Source organism: Streptomyces canus, from assembly GCF_030816965.1.
Lineage (GTDB): Bacteria > Actinomycetota > Actinomycetes > Streptomycetales > Streptomycetaceae > Streptomyces > Streptomyces canus_E.
In genome coordinates, this window is record NZ_JAUSYQ010000002.1 from 1,756,575 (window position 1) to 1,775,628 (window position 19,054).

Below are 19,054 nucleotides of genomic sequence, written 5' to 3' on the forward strand. Positions count from 1 at the left end.
GCAGTTCGCCGCGCTCCCACCGGCCCGCAGCCGAGACTACGACGCCAGCGCCTCCTCGCTGTTCCGAGGCTCGGTGACCCGCACCTCCGGCAGCTCCCGGTGCGCAGGGTCTCGTACCTCACCGACCAGCAGTTCCAGTACGTCCTCCAGGGCCACCAGACCCAGCACCTTCCCGGACCCGTCCGCCACCTGGGCCAAGTGCGTCGCCGCGCGCCGCATCACCGTGAGCGCGTCGTCCAACGGCAGGTCGGAGCGGAGTTTCGTCATCGGCCGCCAGATCTGCTGGGGCACCGCCCGCTGGGAGTCCTCCAGATCCAGTACGTCCTTCACGTGCAGATACCCCATGAACGCGCCGTTCTCCGCGGCGACCGGGAAGCGTGAGTACCCGGTACGGCCGGTGAGTTCGATGATCTGGCCCGGGGTCACCGAGGGACGCACCGTGACCAGGGATTCCCGCTTCAGCAGGACATCCGTCACCGGGCGCGAGCCCAGTTCCAGCGCGTCCTCCAGGCGTTCCTGTTCCTCGGGGTCCAGCAGGCCCGCCTGGCCGGAGTCCTCGACCAGCCGGTTCAGCTGTTCGCTCGTGAAGACGGCCTCGACCTCGTCCTTGGGCTCGACGTGGAAGAGCCGCAGGATGGCCCGGGCGCAGGCGCCGAGGGCGATGGTGATCGGCCGGCACAGGCGGGCGAAGTAGACCAGGCCGGGGCTGAGCCACAGCGCGACCTTCTCCGGGGCCGCCATCGCGAGGTTCTTCGGGACCATCTCGCCGATGACGAGGTGGAAGAAGACCACCGCGGCCAGGGCGATGGCGTACCCCAGCGGGTGGATCACGCCGTGCGGAACGTGGAGCCACTCGAAGACCGGCTCCAGCAGCTGCGCGACCGTCGGTTCGGCGACCGCGCCGAGCGTCAGCGAGCACACCGTGATGCCGAACTGGGCCGCCGCCATCATCTGCGGGAGCCGCTCAAGGCCGTACAGCACCTGCCGGGCCCGCGCCGTGCCGAGCGGTTCGATCTGGCTGCGGCGCACGGAGACGAGGGCGAACTCGGCGCCGACGAAGAACCCGTTGGCGAGCACGAGCAGCGCCGCGAAGAGGAGTTGGAGCACGCTCATCGGGCGGCCTCCATGACGTTCACCGCGGGGACCAGGCGGACCAGGCGGACCCGCTCGGCGCGGTAGTGCCCGACCTGGCGGACGGTGAGCCGCCAGCCGGGCAGCTCGGCCCGGTCGCCGACGGCGGGGATGCGACCGAGCAGGTCGGCGACGAGTCCGGCGACGGTCTCGTACGGCCCCTCGGGCACGTCGAGGCCTATGCGCTGGAGGATGTCGACCCGGCAGCTGCCGTCGGCGTCCCAGGTGAGGCGGCCGTCCTCCGACGGGGCGGCGGCGAGTTCGGGGACGTCCTGTCCGTCGTGCTCGTCGCGGACCTCGCCGACGATCTCCTCGACGATGTCCTCCAGGGTGACCACGCCCGCCGTGCCGCCGTACTCGTCGACGACGACGGCGATGGGCTGCTCACTGCGGAGCTGGGCGAGGAGGGGCTGGACCGGGAGTGTCTCGGGCACCAGCAGCGCCGGGCGGGCGATGCGGGAGACGGGGGTGCGCAGACGGTCCTGGACGGGGACCGCCAGGGCGTCCTTGAGGTGGGCCATGCCGACGATCTCGTCGATCTTCTCGCGGTAGACCGGGAAGCGGGACAGGCCGGTGGCACGGGTGAGGTTGACGACGTCCTCGGCGGTGGCCGAGGCCTGGAGCGAGCTGACCTTCACGCGCGGGGTCATGACGTGCTGGGCGGTCAGCTCGGCGAGCGACAGGGTGCGGACGAAGAGGTCCGCGGTGTCCTGTTCCAGGGTGCCGGCCTGGGCCGAGTGCCGGGCCAGGGAGACGAGCTCGCCGGGGGTGCGGGCGGAAGCCAGTTCGTCGGCGGGCTCGATGCCGAGCGCGCGGACGAGGCGGTTGGCGACCGCGTTCAGGGCGGCGATCACCGGCCGGAACAGCCGGGCGAAGGCATGCTGCGGGCCGGCGACGAAGCGGGCGACCTGCATCGGCTTGGACACCGCCCAGTTCTTGGGCACGAGTTCGCCGATCACCATCTGCACGGCGGAGGCCAGCAGCATGCCGACGACGACGGCCACGCCGGAGACTGCGCCCTTAGGGATGCCGATGGCCGTGAACGGGCCGTGCAGCAGTTCCGCGAGCGCGGGTTCGGCGAGCATGCCGACGACGAGGGACGTGATGGTGATGCCGAGCTGGGTGCCGGAGAGCTGGAAGGACAGCTCCTTGAGCGAGTCGGCGACCCGACGGGCCCGTCGGTCACCTTCCGCGGCGGCCCTTTCGGCCTCCGTGGCCTCGACGGTGACGAGGCCGAACTCGGCCGCCACGAAGAAGCCGTTGGCGAGAATCAGCAGAAACGCCGTTCCCAGGAGCAGCAGGGGGATGGTCATGCCGCCGCCTCGATATGCCGGGAGGGGGCGGCGCAGGTACTACAGGACGATCCGTCCATCGCTGGAGGGAGTCACTCCTCGGGTAGCAGGAACAACGAGAGGCGGAGGCGCAAGGAAAACGCCTCCGCCAACAGATTAATCAAGACATGGCCGACTGCGGCAGGGTGGCAGCCCCCGAGTCAGCCCTGATCTTCGTCGGAGCGGGCTGTGGAGCGGGCCTCGGCGAGCGCCCGCAGGGCCTTCGCGTCGGCGATGGCCTGCTGCTTCGCGATACCCGGCTGGATGCCGAGGGCGGGCAGGCTGGTGCCGTCGCTGAGGTTGAGAAACACCCACGGATCGCCCGGTCGGAGGTTCACCTGGATGATCTCGGCCCATTCCAGATGCCGCCTGCCGGCGATGTTCTGGACGGTGACACCCGACTCGTCGGCGACGACCTTCACCCTGGCCAGCAGGAACAGCACACCGGCGAGCAGGGCAGCCGTGAAGATGAAGCTCAGGCGCTCGCCGGGTCCCAACTGCTCGAGCAGCAGCGCGATCACCGTGATCGTCACGAAGATCGCGACGCCCGCGGTGAGCAGCACCGCGCGCGTGCGACTCGGCCGGAACGTGACGGGAAGAGTGGGCAGTTCGGAGGACATCTGCGGTGCGCCCCTCAGAGACGGCAGGCGTGGATGGCCGTCGTCAGGATGGCCCGCGCGCCGATGTCGTACAGGTCGTCCATGATCCGCTGCGCCTCCTTGGCGGGGACCATCGCGCGGACGGCGACCCAGCCCTCGTTGTGCAGCGGGGAGACGGTCGGGGACTCGAGGCCCGGCGTGAGCGCGACGGCCTTCTCGAGCTGCTCGACGCGGCAGTCGTAGTCCATCATCACGTACGTCCGGGCCACGAGGACGCCCTGAAGGCGGCGCAGGAACTGCTGGACCTTCGACTCGGCAGCCTCCTCGCCGTCCGCGCCGGTGCGGCGGATGACGACGGCCTCGGACTTCATGATGGGCTCGCCGAAGACCTCCAGGCCCGCGTTGCGCAGGCTGGTGCCGGTCTCGACGACGTCGGCGATGACCTCGGCGACCCCCAACTCGATGGCGGTCTCGACGGCACCGTCGAGGTGGACGACGGAGGCGTCGATGCCGTTGTCGGCCAGGTGCCCCGCGACGATCCCCTCGTACGAGGTGGCGACCGTCTTGCCCTTCAGGTCCTCGACGCCGTTCGCCTCACCGGGCTTGGACGCGAAGCGGAAGGTGGAGCGGGCGAAGCCGAGCGGGAGGATCTCCTCGGCGTCGGCTCCCGAGTCGATCAGCAGGTCGCGGCCGGTGATGCCGATGTCGAGCTGGCCGGAGGAGACATAGATCGCGATGTCCCGGGGGCGGAGGTAGAAGAACTCCACGTCGTTGACCGGGTCGACGATCCGCAGTTCCTTGGACTCGCGGCGCTGCTGATAGCCGGCCTCATGCAGCATCTCCCCCGCGGGGCCTGACAGGGAACCCTTGTTGGGGACGGCGATGCGCAGCATGAGGTCGGCTTCCTTTGCTCTCAGGGGTGGTTTCGGCGACTGGCTTACAGGTGGGCGTAGACGTCGTCGAGGGAGATCCCGCGCGCGACCATCATCACCTGGACGTGGTACAGCAGCTGCGAGATCTCCTCGGCGGCCGCCTCCTTGCCCTCGTACTCGGCGGCCATCCAGACCTCGGCGGCCTCTTCGACGACCTTCTTGCCGATGGCATGGACGCCCTTGCCGACCAGCTCTGCGGTGCGGGAAGTGGCGGGATCGCCGTTGGCGGCCTTGTGCTGGAGCTCGGTGAAGAGCTCCTCGAACGTCTTATTGGACATGGTGGCGCCCACTTTACGCGTAAGCCCGCACCACCTAACGCCACGGTTCAGATACTGAGCGGAGGGTGGCCGCCGTGGCCACCGCGGCGGTCACCGCCTCGTGCCCCTTGTCCTCGTGGGAGCCTTCGATGCCCGCGCGGTCCAGGGCCTGCTCCTCGGTGTCGCAGGTGAGGACGCCCATGCCGACGGGGACGCCGGTGTCCACCGAGACCTGGGTGAGGCCCTGGGTGACGCCCTGGCACACGTACTCGAAGTGCGGGGTGCCGCCGCGGATGACGACACCGAGGGCGACGATCGCGTCGTAGCCCCGGCCCGCGAGGACCTTGGCGACGACCGGGAGCTCCCAGCTGCCGGGGACCCGGAGCAGGGTCGGCTCGTCGATGCCCAGGTCGTGCAGAGCGCGCAGGGCGCCGTCCACCAGTCCGTCCATCACCTTCTCGTGCCACTGCGCCGCGATGACGGCGACCCGCAGGTCACCCACGTTGCGTACGGACAGCTCCGGTGCACCCTTGCCGCTCACGTTCTCAAGTCTCCTCGAAGTGCTTGTGCTACTGGTTGCTGCAGGTGGACACGGGGCTCGTGTCCAGCCAGGGCAGGTCGTGGCCCATCCGGTCCCGCTTGGTGCGCAGGTAGCGGAGGTTGTGCTCGCCCGCCTGTACGGGCATCGGCTCACGTCCCGTGACCTTGAGTCCGTGCCGCAGGAGGGCGTCGGACTTGTCAGGGTTGTTGGTCATCAGGCGCAGGCTGTGGACGCCGAGGTCCTCCAGGATCTGCGCGCCGGCGCCGTAGTCGCGGGCGTCGGCGGGCAGGCCGAGTTCCAGGTTGGCGTCGAGGGTGTCGTGGCCCTGTTCCTGGAGTTCGTACGCCCGCAGCTTGGAGAGCAGGCCGATGCCGCGCCCCTCGTGGCCGCGCAGGTAGACCACCACTCCCCTGCCCTCGGCCTGGATGCGCTCCAGGGAGGCGTCGAGCTGGGGGCCGCAGTCGCAGCGCAGGGAGCCGAAGATGTCACCGGTGAGGCACTCGGAGTGGACGCGGACCAGGACGTCCTCGCCGTCGCCGATCTCGCCGTGCACCAGGGCGACGTGCTCGACGCCGTCGACGGTGGAGCGGTAGCCGTACGCCCTGAAGGTGCCGTGGGCGGTGGGCAGCCGGGTCTCGGCCTCGCGGCGGACCGTGGGCTCGCTGGTCCGGCGGTAGGCGATCAGGTCCTCGATGGAGATGATCGTCAGGCCGTGCTTGCGGGCGAAGGGGATCAGCTCCGGCAGCCGGAGCATCCGGCCGTCCTCGCCGGCGATCTCGACGATCGCGCCGGCCGGGCGCAGTCCCGCGAGCCGGGCGAGGTCGACGGCGGCCTCGGTGTGGCCGTTGCGGGTGAGGACGCCTCCGTCCTTGGCGCGCAGCGGGAAGATGTGGCCGGGCCGGACGAAGTCGGTGGGCTCGGCGGCGCCGCTCGCGAGGAGCTGGAGCGTGGTCGCGCGGTCGGATGCCGAGATCCCCGTGGTCACACCGTGAGCACCGGATGCGTCCACGGAGACGGTGAACGCGGTTTTCATCGACTCGGTGTTGTCGTCGACCATCTGCGGCAGCTTGAGCCGGTCCAGTTCGTCGCCCTCCATGGGGGCGCAGATCAGGCCGCGGCACTCGCTCATCATGAAGGCGGACGATCTCCGGGGTGACCTTCTCGGCGGCGACGACCAGGTCGCCCTCGTTCTCGCGGTCCTCGTCGTCGACGACCACGATGGGGCGGCCGGCCGCGATGTCGGCGATGGCCTGCTCGACCGGGTCCAGCGCGAAGTCCTCGAACCCGTCGGTGCTGTACAGAATCGGTGCGGCACTCATGCCGGCGCTCCTTCCAGGGCGGGCCGCGCGGATTCACGGGAGCGCAGCCACCAGTCGCGCATGCCCCACAGGACGAGCGCGCCGTAGATGACGTAGACGAAGCCGGAGAAGGCGTAGCCGTTGGCGAAGTTCAGCGGGACGCCGACGAGGTCGACGAGGAGCCAGGCGAACCAGAACTCGACCATGCCGCGGGCCTGGGCGTACATGGCGACGACGGTGCCGACGAAGATGTAGGCGTCCGGCCAGGGGTCCCAGGACAGGGTCGGGTAGGCCTTGAAGAGCAGGGCGACCGCGACGGTGCCGACGGCGGCGGCGCCGACGAGGGCGGCCCGCTCGCGCCAGGTGGCGAAGCGCGGGGCGATGTGACCGTCCCCGGACTTGCTCTTGTCGCGGTTCCACTGCCACCAGCCGTACAGGGCGACGACCATGACGACGGCCTGCTTGCCGGCGCTGCCGGTGAGGTGCCCGAAGAAGGCACCGAAGAGGATGAGGCCGGAGACGAACTGCACCGGCCAGCTCCACAGGTTGCGCCGCCAGCCGAGGGCGAGGGCGATGAGACCGAGGATGTTGCCGATCATGTCCGACCAGAGGATGTGCTGGCCGAACAGGGTGAACGCCTCGGTGTTGAGGGAGTTCACTTCCCCGCCCCCTGACTGCCGGCGAGCAGGCGCTCGACGTACTTGGCGACGACGTCGACCTCGAGGTTGACCGGGGCGCCGGGCTGCTTGAGGCCGAGCGTGGTCAGGGCGAGGGTGGTGGGGATGAGGCTGACGGTGAAGTAGTCCGGACCGGCGTCCACGACGGTGAGGCTGATGCCGTCGACCGTGATGGAGCCCTTCTCCACGACATAGCGCGCGAGGTCCGCGGGCAGCGAGATCTTGATGATCTCCCAGTTCTCGGAGGGCTTGCGCTCCAGGACCTCGCCGGTGCCGTCCACGTGCCCCTGCACGATGTGCCCGCCGAGGCGCGCGCCCACGGCGGTGGGGCGCTCAAGGTTGACGCGGGAGCCGACACCCAGGGCGCCGAGGCTCGATCGGTCGAGGGTCTCGGCCATGACGTCGGCGGTGAACTCGTCGCCCTCGTGGTCGACGACGGTGAGGCAGACGCCGTTGACGGCGATGGAGTCTCCGTGTTTTGCGCCCTCGGTGACGACGGAGCCACGCAGTCGGAAGCGACAGGCGTCGCCGAGGTTCTCGACGGCGGTGATCTCGCCCAGCTCTTCGACGATTCCGGTGAACACTTCCCGGGTCCTCCCTGCCTCATTGGGCACGGACTCCGGGGCTGTCGATGACGACAGGATGGACGAGCGAAGACACCGGGGCGACGCCGGACGCACCCGTCCCGAAGGACGGACCGATACGGCGGCGCGCACGAATGCCCGCCCGCCGCGCACTGCCTCCCATCCGGACTTTAACCGTCGGTCCAGGAATTTCACCTGGTCAACCGACCGCTGGAAGCGGTCGGGTCGCGGACTGTAACCGCCGGTTCGGACTTTCACCGACCCCGGAGTGCGCTGCTTCTGGTATAGAGCCAGTGTGCCACGCCTGATCGATGTCCATGGGGGCGCAGGGTGTGGGGTGGCTCACAGACAGTACCGATGGACATTTCCGGCCCGCACTCCCAAGTGCCGGATGGCGCAGATCCATTGACTATTGGTCTAGTCCTTTTTAGGGTCGCCCTGCGTGGACACCCGTAGAGACGGGCCCGGCGGCGGTGACGACGGCCCTTGCCCGCCGCCGGGTCTCCTTCCCTGACGTGGCGGATGCTCGGTTCCGCCGAGGCCTTCGCCCACGGCTGCCGGGACTGCACCGGCGGGCGGCACGGCGGTCATGGTGAGCCGACGAGCATCTCGCGCCTGAACAGGCGGTGGAGAAGCGGGCCTTCGAGGACCAGCTGCGGGCCCCGTGACCCTAGCGGGGTGCGAACAAGTCGTCCTGAGCTCTGTCTCTCGCCGTGAGCAGGGCTCCTCGCAGGACCGCTTCCCCGCCCAGCGTGCTCGCTCTCACCTCCGTGGCCAGAGGTGACATACGGCGGACGCGGCTCTCCACGCGTGCCGCGAGGTCCGCCCCGCCGGCCCGGCCCACCTCGCCGCCCAGGACCAGGCAGCCCGGGTCGAGAATGGCCACGACCGACGCGACTCCTATGGCCAGGCGGTCCGCGAGGGCGTCGAGGAAGTCCGCCGAGCCCCCGGCCACCGCCTCCCGCACCACGCGCGCGGCCGGCGGCTCGTGCCCGTCCGCCTCGACCGCCGGCCCGTGCTGCTCCGCCAGCCTCACGATCGCCGCCGACCCCGCGAGGGAGTGGAAGCCCCCCTCACAGTCCACCGCGGACGGCAGTCCCACCGTCCCCGGTACCGGCAGGAACCCGATCTCCCCGGTGCCACCCGACGCGCCCCGGCGCAGGGTGCCGTCCAGGACGACCGCCGCGCCCGTGCCGTGGCCCAGCCACAGCAGGACGAAGGTGTCCCGGTCCTGGGCCGCCCCGTCGCGCTGTTCCGCCAGCGCCGCGAGGTTGGTCTCGTTCTCGACGTGGATGCGCGTCTTCGGGAGCCGCTCCTGCAACGCCAGCACCAGTCGCCGGTGCCATTCGGGCAGGCCGCCGGAGTCGCGGAGTTCGCCGGTGGCCGGGTCGATGAGGCCGGGGGCGCCGATGCCGACGGTGTGGAGCTCCGGCACCCCCGCCTCCTTCGCCGCGCGTTCGACCAGCGCGACCGCCCGCTCGACCGCGGGCCCGGTCCCCGTGTCCCCTCCGATGGGCACCGACGCCTCGGCCAGCACCCGGCCCAGCAGGTCGGAGACGACGACGGAGACACCCTCGGTGCGGACGTCGAGAGCCGCGAGGTGGGCCTGGTCGGCGACGATGCCGTACAGCCTGGCGTTGGGGCCGCGGCGCTGCTCCCCCGACTCCCCGACCACGTCGATCAGTCCGGCGGCGGCGAGGCGCTCGACGAGGTCGGCGACGCTCGGCCGGGACAGTCCGGTGAGCTGCTTCAACTGCCCGGCCGTCAGCGGGCCTTCCTGCTGGAGCAGACGCAGGGCGAGCCGGTCGTTGATGGCCCGGGCGGTGCTCGGGGATGCGGGCATGCCGGGAATCCTCTCAGATCCGCAGTGCCGAAAGTGCGCTATCTATCAGGCAGGGTTCCTGATAGTTTACTGCGGCAGCAGCGGGACGACGAGGATCCGGGGAGGGGCCCGACAATGAGCGATGTGGTGCGCGCGTCGGCAGAGGTACGGCGGGCCCGGTACGCCGTGGCCGCCGTGTTCGCCGTGCACGGGGCCGTGACCGGTTCGTTCGCGACGCGGGTGCCGTGGATCCAGGACCACGCCTCGGTGGGCGCGGGTCAACTGGGCTTCGCCCTGGCCTTCACGGCGTTCGGCGCGTCCTGCTCGATGCCGTTGGCCGCCCGGGTCAGCCACCGTTTCGGCAGCCGGTCGGCCCTGCGCGGGCTGATCGTGCTGTGGACGCTGTCCCTGGTTCTGCCCGCGCTCGCACCCAACCTCTACACGTTGTGCCTGGCGATGTTCGTGTACGGCGCGAGCGCCGGTATGGCCGACGTGGTCATGAACGCGCTGGGCGTCGAGGTGGAGAACCTGCTGGGCAAGTCGATCATGTCCGGGTTGCACGGCATGTGGAGCGCGGGTGCGCTTGTCGGCTCGGCGGGCGGCACGCTCGCCGCGCATCTGGACGCGGACGCGCGTGTGCACTTCGCGCTGGCGACCGCCTGCCTCACCGTTCTCGGTGTGCTGGCCTGCCGGTGGGTCCTCGACGTGCAGGCCGGTGCGGACGAGGAACCGCCGCCCCGGTTCGCGCTGCCCCCGAAGTCGGCCCTGCTGATCGGTACGGTCGGTTTCTGCGCGGTGTTCGCCGAGGGGGCGAGCCTGGACTGGTCGGCGGTCTATCTCAAGGACCGGCTGGACTCCTCGGCGGGACTCGCCGCCGCCTGCACGACCGGCTTCATGCTCACCATGGCGGTGGCCCGGATCGCGGGCGACGCCGTGGTCAACCGCTTCGGGTCGGTCCGCACGGTCCGCCTGGGCGGTGTCCTGGCCGCCGGCGGCGGGCTGCTCATCGTCGTCGCGGACCATCCGGCGGTGGCGATGACCGGCTTCGCCCTGATGGGTCTCGGCATCGCGGTGGTCGTGCCGCTGTGCTTCGCGGCGGCGGGACGCAGCGGGCCCAATCCGAGCCAGGCCATCGCGGGCGTGGCCACCATCACCTACACCTCGGGGCTCATCGCGCCGAGCCTGCTGGGCGGGGTGGCCCAGGCCACCAACCTGATGGTCTCCTTCGTCCTGGTGACCGTCCTGGCCGGCGGCCTCGTCGCCTTCGCGGGCGTGCTGCGCGCCGGAGACCGCGACCGCCCGAAGCTGAGCCCCACGGCCGCGGCAGTGCCCGACCGGCAGTCCTGAAGCCGTCGCTCCAGGGCGCGGGGCCCCCACCGGGTCCCGGCGCTCTAGGGCGAGGCCAGGTCATAGGCGTACGACGGGCTGAACGTGCCCGGTGCCCCCTTGCAGCCGTCCGATTCCCCCGGGAGCTTCACCCACAGATAGGCGTCGATCCTCGGCTCGCCGGTGTTCAGGGTCGGTGCCCGACCGATCTTCCGGCCGGCCGGGTCGCACCACTCGCCGTCGGGCGGGGCACCGTTGCCGTTGCGGCTGGTGTCGATGACGGCGCCCAGGCCGGGCGGTCCGTCCAGGGCGTCGAGGATCCGACGGTCGTAGGCGATCTCGGCAGCCGTGGTGTGGAAGTTGGAGACATTGCTGAAGATCCCGTCGGAGGAGGCGGCCGAGGCGGCCCCCGCCTGCTTCAGCAGGGCCGCCTGCTCGGCCGCCGGACGCCAGCCGGAGTGACCGGCGTCGTAGTAGACGCGCGCCTTGGGGTTCGCGGCCTTCAGGACGCGGCCCGCGCGGGCCAGCGAGGCGAAGCGGTCAGCCCTCCGAGCGGCCGAGAGGCACTCCGACTGGGCGATCGAGTCGGGCTCCAGGACCACGACGACCTCGCCGGAGCCGAGCCCCGCGGCGAACCTGTCGATCCAGGCGTCGTACGCCCCGAGGTCCGGCGCCCCGCCCTGGGAGGCGCCGCCGCAGTCACGGTCCGGGATCGCGTACGCCACGACCACCGGGACCCGGTCCTGCGCGGCACCGCCCGACGTGACCGCGCGGACCCTGGACGTGATGGTCGCCGGGGCGTAGTCGGCGAACCAGACCGCGGCCGGCCGGTCGGCGATCCGGGACTCTATGACCTCGGCACGCCGGTCGCGCGGGTTGTCCTGCACCCAGTCGAGCACCTGGGAGGAGGGATAGCGGTAGAGGCGGGTGGCGGTGGTGGTCCGGGCCTTCGTGGAGCCGGGGCTCGCCTTCTTGGGGGACGGGGACGCGCTCACCTTCGCCGAGGGCGGGGCAGAGGCGGAGGCGGAGGGCGCGGCCGGCTCGGACGCCGACGGTACGACGGGCAGCGAGTCCGGGCTCGGGGAGCCGCTGACGAGCCCCGGCCGCGCCTCGTCGGAGCCGCCGCGGGCGTCGAGTGCGGAGAGCATCCCGGTCGCGGTGCCGACGGCGACCACCACGGAGGCCGCCGCGACCATCGCGCCGCGGCCCATGGCGCGCCTGCGTGCGGCCCGGCGCGCGGCCAGCCGCTGGGCACGTAGGCCTGACACCCTGTCGCCCCCCCCTCGCACGGCGGGAACGTTCCCCCGTTCTGGGGAAGCGTCGGGCCCGCCGGTACCCCGGCCAGCCTAGGACTGGGACCCTGCCGCTATGGCGCAATTGGAACAGTTCACCACTCCCCTCGACGCGGTCGTCTCCCGTATGCGCGCCCTGGAGGAGGACCTGCCCGACCGGGACGGCGTAGCGGTCTTCAACCGCGTCTACCTCACCGTCACCGAGGCGGTCGACCGGTGCGTCGACGGAGGCCGGTTCGCGGACACCCGGGCCGCGATCACGCTGGACGTGCGGTTCGCCGAGCGTTATCTCGCGGCGGTCGACGCGGTCGCCCGCGACCGCCGTCCACCGGCCTGCTGGCGCCCCCTGTTCCAGTTCCGCCGTCATCCCGGCGTACGACCACTGCAGTTCGCGCTCGCGGGCATCAACGCGCACATCGGCCACGACCTGGCGCTCGCCGTCGTGGACACCTGTCGTAGCCTCGACTGCGAACCCGCCGACGTGGAGGACGAGTTCGACCGCGTGGGTGATCTCCTCGTCTCGCTGGAGGAGCGCATCCGCGAAGATCTGATGCCGGGCCCCGACCTCCTGCAGATCGCCGATCCGCTCACCCATCTGCTCGGCTCCTGGAGCCTGGAGCGCGCCCGCCAGGCCACCTGGACCGCGGCACGGGCCTTGTGGGCGCTGCGCGGACTGCCCGACGTGGCCGAGGAGTTCACCGAGCGCCTGGACACGGCCGTGGGATTCGCGGGACGCATGCTGCTCACTCCGCTGCCGGACTGAACCAACTCACCTGTGACCGGGTTACGTTGGCCGGTGAACCGCTCGATGCGACCCGACACAAAGGAGCGTGCACAGAGTCTCTGGGTCTACGAAGGCGCCCTGTTCCCTGCCCCCCCGACGCAGGGCCTCGGCGGGATGGAGGAAGTCCCCTGGCCCGGCCAGTACCGCGGTGTCCCGGAGGCTGCCCTGGTCACGCTGGCGCCGGTCGTCGCGGGGACCGAGCGGGCCGAACTCGGCACCAGCGTCCTGGTGGCCCCGCTGCACGGCCCGTTCCAACTGGCCAAATCCCTCGCCACGTTGGACGCGGCGAGCGGTGGCCGGGTCGTGGCGGGCCTCGGCAGGGGCTGGTCGACCGACGAGTACGCGGCCGCTGGCGTGGGCCCCTTCGCCGAGCGCGGCCGGGGCCTGGACGAGATCATCGACGTCTGCCGGCCCGTGTGGGGCCCGGAACCGGTGCGGTACGAGGGCCGCCACACGCGGATCGCCTCGGCCGCGGTGAGGCCCAACCGCGCCCGTCCCATCCCGGTCCTGCTGCCCTCCTCCAGCAGGAAGGCGATGCTCCGGCTGGTCGACCGGGCCGACGGCTGGATGCCCATCGCCATGGCCGGACTCCGTCAACTCGCCGAGGCGTGGCGCCAGTTGCGCGACCTCGCCGCCGAGCGCGGCCGTACCCGACCGATCCGGACGTCGGTCCGGGTGAACGCGCGGTACACCCCGAAGGCGTACGACGGCTCCGACCGGGCCCGCTTTCCAGGGCAGCGTCGACCAGATCGTGGAGGACCTGGTCGCGCATGCCGGGATGGGTCTCGAGGAGTTCTTCTTCGACCTCCAGGGCGGGATGCGGGACGCCCGGGAACTCGAGGACATCGCCGCCGAGCTGTACGAGAAGGCGCGCGCCGCCGGGGTCTAGTGCCTCGGCAGGCAGGTTTGCCCGTTGAGGAGCGGCGTCGTGGGGGTCCCCCGCGCCAGCGCAGCCGAGCGTGCTCTCGCATGCCGGCTGGAAGTCCTCGTACCGGACGCACTTGCGCTTTCGGCCGGTGCGGCGAGAGGGCGTGCCGGGCGTCGCGACGGTGCGAACGTTGCCTGCCGAGGCGCTAGTCCTCGGGGAGTTCGACCGGCGCGATCTCGTCGTAGACGTCCCCCGGGCCCGGGTTGGTCGCGTCGGTCTCGCCGCCGAAGTGGTGCATGACGCCCCAGACCGCGTTCAGCGCGGTCTGGATCGCGCCCTCGGCCCAGCCGGCCGTCCAGGAGATGTCGTCGCCGGCGAGGAAGATGCCCCGCTTGTCCTCGGGCAGGCCGTCCTGCATGAAGTGGGTGAACAGGCGCCGCTGGTAGCGGTAGTGGCCGGGCAGGTTGGCCTTGAACGCGCCCATGAAGTAGGGCTCGTTCTCCCAGGAGACGGTCACCGGGCTGCCGATGATGTGCTTCCTGATGTCGACCTTGGGATAGATCTCGCCGAGCGACTTCAGCATGACCTCCATCCGCTCGTTCGCGGACAGCGGGAGCCACTTCAGGCTGTCGTCGCACCAGGTGTAGGAGAGGCAGATGACGGCGGGCCGGTCCGGGCCGTCGTCGAGGAGGTAGGTCCCGCGCGTCATACGGTCGGTGAGGGTCATCGACATGACGTCCCGGCCGGTCGGATTTCCTCTGTCGTCGACGGCCTTGTCCAGCCAGAACGGCCGGTCGACAGGGACGAAGAGCTTCGAGCTCTCCATGTAGTGGGTGCGCTCGATCGCCGTCCAGTGGTCGATCGGGAAGAGCGAGTCGTCGCAGGCGATCTTGGAGAGCAGCATCCAGGACTGGGCGGTGAAGATCGCCGCCGCATAGGTGCGGATGTCACCTCGCGCGTCCGTCACGGTGATCCGGTTGCCGGCCGTGCGGTGCAGACGGGTGACCGCCGGGCGGGGCTCGCCGCCTTGGTGCAGTGTCGCGAGCGAGGTGCCCTGGGCCCAGTGCACGATCTTCTCCGGCTCGCGCTCCCACAGCCTGAGCGGCAGCTGCTGCGAACCCCCCACGATCCCCCGGTGGTGGTCGTCGGCCTCGGTGTAGACGACGCGCAGGATCTCCAGGATGGAGTTGGGGAAGTCGGTGTCCCAGCCGCCGGTGCCGAAGCCGACCTGGCCGAAGATCTCGCGGTGGCGGAAGGACCTGAACGCCTCGGAGTCGCAGAGGAAGCCGTAGAAGGTCTGGTTGTCGAGCTTCTCGACGAGCCGTGCCCAGATCTCGCGGATGCGCGGTACGTCCCGCTCGCGCAGGGCCCGGTTCATGTCGGTGAAGTCGGCGCCCTCTTCGAGGCACCTGTTCCAGGCCTCGGCGACATCGCGGTAGACCTGCGGGAGATCGGCGATCGTCTCGGCGTAGTGGGACTCACCCTTGAGGTCGACGACCGTCGAAGGGGTCGCCTCCGCAAGGGGGTTGGGGAAGGGGCGGGTCTCCAGGCCGACGAGGTCGATGTAGTGCTGGAGCGCCGTCGACGAGGGCGGGAAGCGCATCGCGCCCATCTCGGCGGTGAGTCCCTGGGTGCCTTGGCCCTCGAAGCCCACGGTCCGCAGCCGTCCGCCGATCCGGTCGGCCTCGTACACCACCGGCCTGAGGCCCATCTTCATCAGCTCGTACGCGGCCACGACGCCGGAAAGACCGCCGCCGATCACCGCGACCTCGGTGCCGTGCTCGGTCGCCGGTATCTGACCGAGGCCCGCCGGGTGGGCGAGGAAGTCGTCGTAGGCGTACGGGAAGTCCGGCCCGAACATGGTGATCGGTGGCTGCTGCTCGTCTGCGTGCTCGACGGCGTTGGGCACGGTGGACGTCATGGGGTACGGACTCCTTGAAGCGATGGGGGTGGTTCAGACGTCAGGCGTCAGACGAGGGACCCGTACAGGCCGGGCCGGCGGTCCGTCAGATACGGGTTCGCCGCACGGGAGGCGGCCAGCAGGACGGGGTCGGCATCGGCGAACACCAGCTCCTCGCCGTGTCCGGCGCGGGCCCGGGCCACCCCGTCGGGGCCGGCCAGCGTGGAGAGCCCGACGAACTCGAACTCCCCCTCCTGGCCGACCCGGTTGACGTAGGCGACGTACATCTGGCTCTCCCAGGCGCGCACCGGCACGAGGGACTCGGCGACGAACTGGAACGGGTGCATCTGGGCCGTCGGCACCAGGAGGAGGTCGGTGCCGGCGAGGGCGTGGGCGCGGACGTTCTCCGGGAACTCGACGTCGTAGCAGATCATGAGGCCGACGGTGAGACCGCCCAGCTCCGCCTGGATCACCGGCTGTTCACCGGGCTCGAAGTGGTCGCGTTCGAAGCAGCCGAAGAGGTGGGTCTTGCGGTAGTTCGCGAGACGGACACCGTCGGCGGAGATCAGCTGGGCGGAGTTGTGGACCGCGTGGGAGACGCGTTCGGGATAGCCGTACGCGATCGCGATCCCGTACCGCTCGGCGATCTCCGCGACCGTGTCCGCCGAATCGCCGTCGGCCGGTTCGGCGAGGCGGGCGATGTCGTCGCCGATCGCGTACCCGGTGAGGAACATCTCCGGCGCGGCCAGCAGCGCGGCGCCCGCGGCGGCGGCCCGCCCCGCGGCCTCGTCGAGGACCTTGAGGTTCCCCTCGACGGAGCCGGGGCGGCCGGAGCTCTGGAGCAGGGCGGTGCGCATGCGTGATCCTCACCGGGGCGGAAGGTGGTTGTGGGGGCCACAGAGAGGGGCCACCTAGACGGTACGGGCGGCTCACCAGGGCGGACAAGGAGGAGCCGTTGCGCGCCGGTAAGCGTTTCATTGCGTGCGCGGGCGGTCCCCCGGCGATTCGTTGCGCGCGCCGCCGCCCCGGCCCAGCACCAGCGCCGTCACGAGGTACGGCACCGAGAGGATCACGAACACCGTGCTGTGCGCCAGGGACGCCCCGAGCAGGGTGTACACACCGAACACGGCGACCGTGACCAGTTCCGTGCCCAGGCTCGCCACCGAGGTCAGCGTGGCCCGGCGGGCGTCGTCGATGCGGTGCTGGAGCCGGACGTCGGCGAGCACCTCGGCCAGCTGGAAGCCCGCGAAGGCGAGGCCCACGAGGACGATGCCGGCGGGGGTGCGGGCCCCGGCGCCCACGGCCAGGGCGAGTGCGGCGCCCGCGATCAGGGCGGCGAGGCCCCGGGTGCCGAGGCGCTCGGCCGGCCCGGCGAACAGGCTGCCGACGGTGACGATCGCCCAGACCAGCAGGACCAGCCAGGGCACGGTCGCGTCGGCCACACCGAGGTCGCGGATCAGCAGCGAGACGTACTCGTCGAGCGCGCCCCACACCGCGGCGACGGCCGGGACGAGCAGCAGGGCGGCCCGGACGGTCCGGTCCCCACGGGCGTCGGCGACCCCGGCCCGCAGGGTCGCCGCCCAGCGCGTGCTCCCCTTCCCGGCCGGTACCCGGTGTTCCGGCAGCCGCGTCGCCGTCACCGCGGCCAGCAGACAGGCCAGGACACTGGCCGCGCCCACGGCCTCGTAACCGCCCAGCGCGAGGACCGGTCCGGCGAGACCCATCGCCACGACCGTGGCCAGCAACCGGGCCGCCCGGGTCCGCCCCATCACACGCGCGTACCGCTCGGCGGCCCCGAGCCGCTCCAGCTCGTCGTACACGAGGGCTTCCAGCGCTCCGGACCCGAGCGCGCCTCCGGCACCCCACAGCATGAAGCCCACCGCGAAGGCCCCGTACGACGGGACGCTCACCCACAGCGTGAAGCCGACGGCCGTGAGCAGCGGGCCGATCCACAGCAGCCTGCGTCGCGAGACGGTGTCGGCCCAGGCGCCGGAGGGCACCTCGAGGACGAGGGCCGTGACCGACCACAGGGCGAACAGCGAGGAGATCTGCCAGAGCGGCAGGCCGGTGTCGGCGAACAGCAGCGCGTACACCGGGTAGAGCAGGACGAGGTCGTCGAGGAACGCGTAGCCGTACAGCGTGGTCGTCAGCCGGCGGACGCCGGTCGCGGGCACACGTGCGGGTGAGAGTGTCATGAGGCCTTCCCGGAAGGGCGGTTCGGACGTCGTCGGTACGGCGTCCGAGGCGGCCCTCGGGAGGCACGGCTGGTGGATCAATGTCGCCAGGTCATGGCACCGATGTTAGACAGTCCCGGGCCCGCTGCCCAGCGAAAATGTGCTGATCACCGCGGCGTGGTCGGACGGCCAGTCGTTGTCCTCGACGTCCGGCCAGGTCCGCGGGGTGCCGCTGACGTACGTCCGGGAGTGCAGAACCCGCAGACCGCGGTGGAGGACGAAGTCGATCCGGTCCTGCGGCTCCGGGTGCGCGTGCACCGGCGACCAGGTGTGGCCCGGGTCGCGTACGGCATCGGGACGGGCCTGCCGGAAGGAGTCCCCGAATCCCGCCTCCTCCGCCGCCTTGGTCACCGGCCACTCGACGCCCGGCCGGTCCAGGTGCGAGGGGCTGTTGAAGTCGCCGGCGAGGACGACGGGCGCCGCGCCCGAGATCCGGCGCAGAGTGTCCCGCATCTGCCCGGTCCGCACCTCCTCATGGGCGAGCGGCTCGGACTGATAGGGCCCGTAGTGCTCGGCGTCGAGGTGGGCCGTCCAGACCTCGACCTCCTGATCCCCTACGGCGATCCGGGCCCCGGCGGCCCCGTAGAAACCGACGTCCGGGTCGCCCAGCACGGCCGTGATCGGGAGCCGGCTGATGATGCCGAGGTTCGGTCCCGCGCTGTGGTGGTGCCAGCCGAGCGCCTCGGCGAGCTCCTCGGCGGCGGCGCCGTACGTCTCCTGGAGCCCGACCACGTCCACGTCGGTCTCCGCGATGACCTTGAGCTGCTTGGCCCGGTGGTCGCGGACCTTGGTGCCGCCGTACCAGAGGTTCCAGGTCATCACGCGGAGCCGGTACGGCAGCAGGGCGCGCAGCCTGTCGACGGTGACGCCCTCCAGGCTGGCCAGTACGGTCCGGCCGGGTGCGGCCTCTATGGGGGCGAGCGAGGGCACCGCGAGCACCGCGCAGCCGGCCGCTTCCGCCGAGGCGACGCCGGTCTCCGTGTCCTCCACCGCCACGCAGACCGCCGGATCGACGCCGAGCGCCCGGCACGCGGCGAGGTAGGGGTCGGGGGCCGGCTTGGTGTGTGGCGTGTCGTCGGCGGTGACGGAGACCGCGAAGCGATCGGTGCCCAGCGCGTCGAGCACGGTGTCGGCGACGGCCCGGGGGGACGCGGTCACCAGAGCCGTGGGGACGCCCTCGCGGGCCAGGGCGTCGAGCAGGGCGAGGGCGCCGGGGCGGGGCACGATGCCGGTGCGGACGCGGTCCGCGAACTCCCGGTGGAGGGTGTCGGCGAGGTCCGCGGCCACCGTGCCCGTGATCGCGGCCAGCCAGGCGGCCGTGTACTCGACCGGGCGGCCGAGCACCTCGGGCCGGTCGGCCTCGGTCAGGGACCGTCCGGCGACCTGCTCCACCGCCTCCCACCACAGCCGCTCGGTGTCGACGAGCGTGCCGTCCATGTCGAACAGGACGGCCTGGAGCGGGAGTCGGTTCACAAGTG

Annotated in this window: 16 protein-coding genes, 2 pseudogenes and 1 riboswitch; of the genes and pseudogenes, 3 read left to right on the top strand and 15 right to left on the bottom strand. The window is 71.4% G+C overall.

The genetic code is table 11. The features are described from left to right. Positions 1 to 36: 36 nt before the first annotated feature. The 10 genes and pseudogenes from QF027_RS09080 to QF027_RS09125 all read right to left on the bottom strand — a co-directional run bounded on the left by QF027_RS09080 (position 37) and on the right by QF027_RS09125 (position 9,193). Positions 37 to 1,113 carry a hemolysin family protein gene (locus QF027_RS09080; protein WP_307073875.1) on the bottom strand — a complete coding sequence of 359 codons (1,077 nt, stop codon included), beginning with the start codon at positions 1,111 to 1,113 and terminating at the stop codon, positions 37 to 39. Beyond that, a complete protein-coding gene (locus QF027_RS09085) occupies positions 1,110 to 2,444 on the bottom strand; it encodes a hemolysin family protein (protein ID WP_307073876.1) in 1,335 nt (444 codons plus the stop codon). The genes QF027_RS09080 and QF027_RS09085 overlap by 4 nt, the downstream gene beginning before the upstream one ends. Before the next feature lie 179 nt (positions 2,445 to 2,623). Further along, entirely contained in the window at positions 2,624 to 3,082 is a 459-nt protein-coding gene (locus tag QF027_RS09090; protein ID WP_307073878.1) for a PH domain-containing protein, read from the bottom strand. Positions 3,083 to 3,096: 14 nt separating this feature from the next. Further along, positions 3,097 to 3,954 (bottom strand): ATP phosphoribosyltransferase, encoded by an 858-nt coding sequence (gene hisG, locus QF027_RS09095; RefSeq protein ID WP_280856368.1) that lies wholly within the window; start codon positions 3,952 to 3,954, stop codon positions 3,097 to 3,099. Between the two features lie 44 nt (positions 3,955 to 3,998). Next, positions 3,999 to 4,271 (bottom strand): phosphoribosyl-ATP diphosphatase, encoded by a 273-nt coding sequence (locus QF027_RS09100; RefSeq protein ID WP_020117406.1) that lies wholly within the window; start codon positions 4,269 to 4,271, stop codon positions 3,999 to 4,001. A 34-nt stretch (positions 4,272 to 4,305) separates the two neighbouring features. Continuing rightward, on the bottom strand, positions 4,306 to 4,791 hold the full coding sequence (ribH, locus tag QF027_RS09105; RefSeq protein ID WP_306984350.1) for a 6,7-dimethyl-8-ribityllumazine synthase: 486 nt from the start codon (positions 4,789 to 4,791) through the stop codon (positions 4,306 to 4,308). A 28-nt stretch (positions 4,792 to 4,819) separates the two neighbouring features. Continuing rightward, positions 4,820 to 6,110 (bottom strand): annotated as a pseudogene (locus QF027_RS09110) (bifunctional 3,4-dihydroxy-2-butanone-4-phosphate synthase/GTP cyclohydrolase II). Then, complete coding sequence (locus QF027_RS09115; RefSeq protein ID WP_307073879.1) at positions 6,107 to 6,748, bottom strand: nicotinamide mononucleotide transporter family protein; 642 nt, start codon at positions 6,746 to 6,748, stop codon at positions 6,107 to 6,109. Before QF027_RS09115 ends, QF027_RS09110 begins: the two are co-directional and overlap by 4 nt. Then, the gene (locus QF027_RS09120) at positions 6,745 to 7,350 is read right to left on the bottom strand and encodes a riboflavin synthase (RefSeq protein ID WP_307073881.1); all 606 of its coding nucleotides are present in this window, start codon (positions 7,348 to 7,350) and stop codon (positions 6,745 to 6,747) included. Before QF027_RS09120 ends, QF027_RS09115 begins: the two co-directional genes overlap by 4 nt. A gap of 145 nt (positions 7,351 to 7,495) precedes the next feature. Continuing rightward, a riboswitch (FMN riboswitch) is annotated at positions 7,496 to 7,626 on the bottom strand. Between the two features lie 394 nt (positions 7,627 to 8,020). Continuing rightward, the gene (locus QF027_RS09125) at positions 8,021 to 9,193 is read right to left on the bottom strand and encodes an ROK family transcriptional regulator (RefSeq protein WP_306984344.1); all 1,173 of its coding nucleotides are present in this window, start codon (positions 9,191 to 9,193) and stop codon (positions 8,021 to 8,023) included. Positions 9,194 to 9,307: 114 nt separating this feature from the next. Here QF027_RS09125 and QF027_RS09130 point away from each other — a divergent pair, with 114 nt between their 5' ends. Continuing rightward, positions 9,308 to 10,519 (top strand): MFS transporter, encoded by a 1,212-nt coding sequence (locus tag QF027_RS09130; protein WP_307073883.1) that lies wholly within the window; start codon positions 9,308 to 9,310, stop codon positions 10,517 to 10,519. A 44-nt stretch (positions 10,520 to 10,563) separates the two neighbouring features. Here the strand turns inward: QF027_RS09130 and QF027_RS09135 are convergent, their stop codons facing one another. Next, positions 10,564 to 11,694 carry a glycoside hydrolase family 6 protein gene (locus QF027_RS09135; protein WP_307082330.1) on the bottom strand — a complete coding sequence of 377 codons (1,131 nt, stop codon included), beginning with the start codon at positions 11,692 to 11,694 and terminating at the stop codon, positions 10,564 to 10,566. Positions 11,695 to 11,866: 172 nt separating this feature from the next. On the opposite strand from QF027_RS09135, the gene QF027_RS09140 reads away from it, so the two are divergent. Then, positions 11,867 to 12,553 carry a DUF5995 family protein gene (locus QF027_RS09140; protein WP_307073885.1) on the top strand — a complete coding sequence of 229 codons (687 nt, stop codon included), beginning with the start codon at positions 11,867 to 11,869 and terminating at the stop codon, positions 12,551 to 12,553. Between the two features lie 45 nt (positions 12,554 to 12,598). Further along, positions 12,599 to 13,463 (top strand): annotated as a pseudogene (locus QF027_RS09145) (TIGR03619 family F420-dependent LLM class oxidoreductase). Positions 13,464 to 13,647: 184 nt separating this feature from the next. On the opposite strand, the gene QF027_RS09150 reads toward QF027_RS09145, so the two are convergent. From QF027_RS09150 to QF027_RS09165, 4 genes are all read right to left on the bottom strand, one after another. Then, positions 13,648 to 15,363, bottom strand: a complete 1,716-nt coding sequence (locus tag QF027_RS09150; RefSeq protein ID WP_307073887.1) for a flavin monoamine oxidase family protein — start codon at positions 15,361 to 15,363, stop codon at positions 13,648 to 13,650. 47 nt (positions 15,364 to 15,410) lie between these two features. Then, positions 15,411 to 16,199 (bottom strand): carbon-nitrogen hydrolase family protein, encoded by a 789-nt coding sequence (locus QF027_RS09155; protein ID WP_306984336.1) that lies wholly within the window; start codon positions 16,197 to 16,199, stop codon positions 15,411 to 15,413. A gap of 117 nt (positions 16,200 to 16,316) precedes the next feature. Continuing rightward, positions 16,317 to 17,537: an MFS transporter gene (locus QF027_RS09160; RefSeq protein WP_307073889.1), complete on the bottom strand. Its 1,221-nt coding sequence runs from the start codon at positions 17,535 to 17,537 to the stop codon at positions 16,317 to 16,319. A gap of 105 nt (positions 17,538 to 17,642) precedes the next feature. Beyond that, complete coding sequence (locus QF027_RS09165) at positions 17,643 to 19,049, bottom strand: HAD-IA family hydrolase (protein ID WP_307073891.1); 1,407 nt, start codon at positions 19,047 to 19,049, stop codon at positions 17,643 to 17,645. Positions 19,050 to 19,054: the final 5 nt, after the last annotated feature.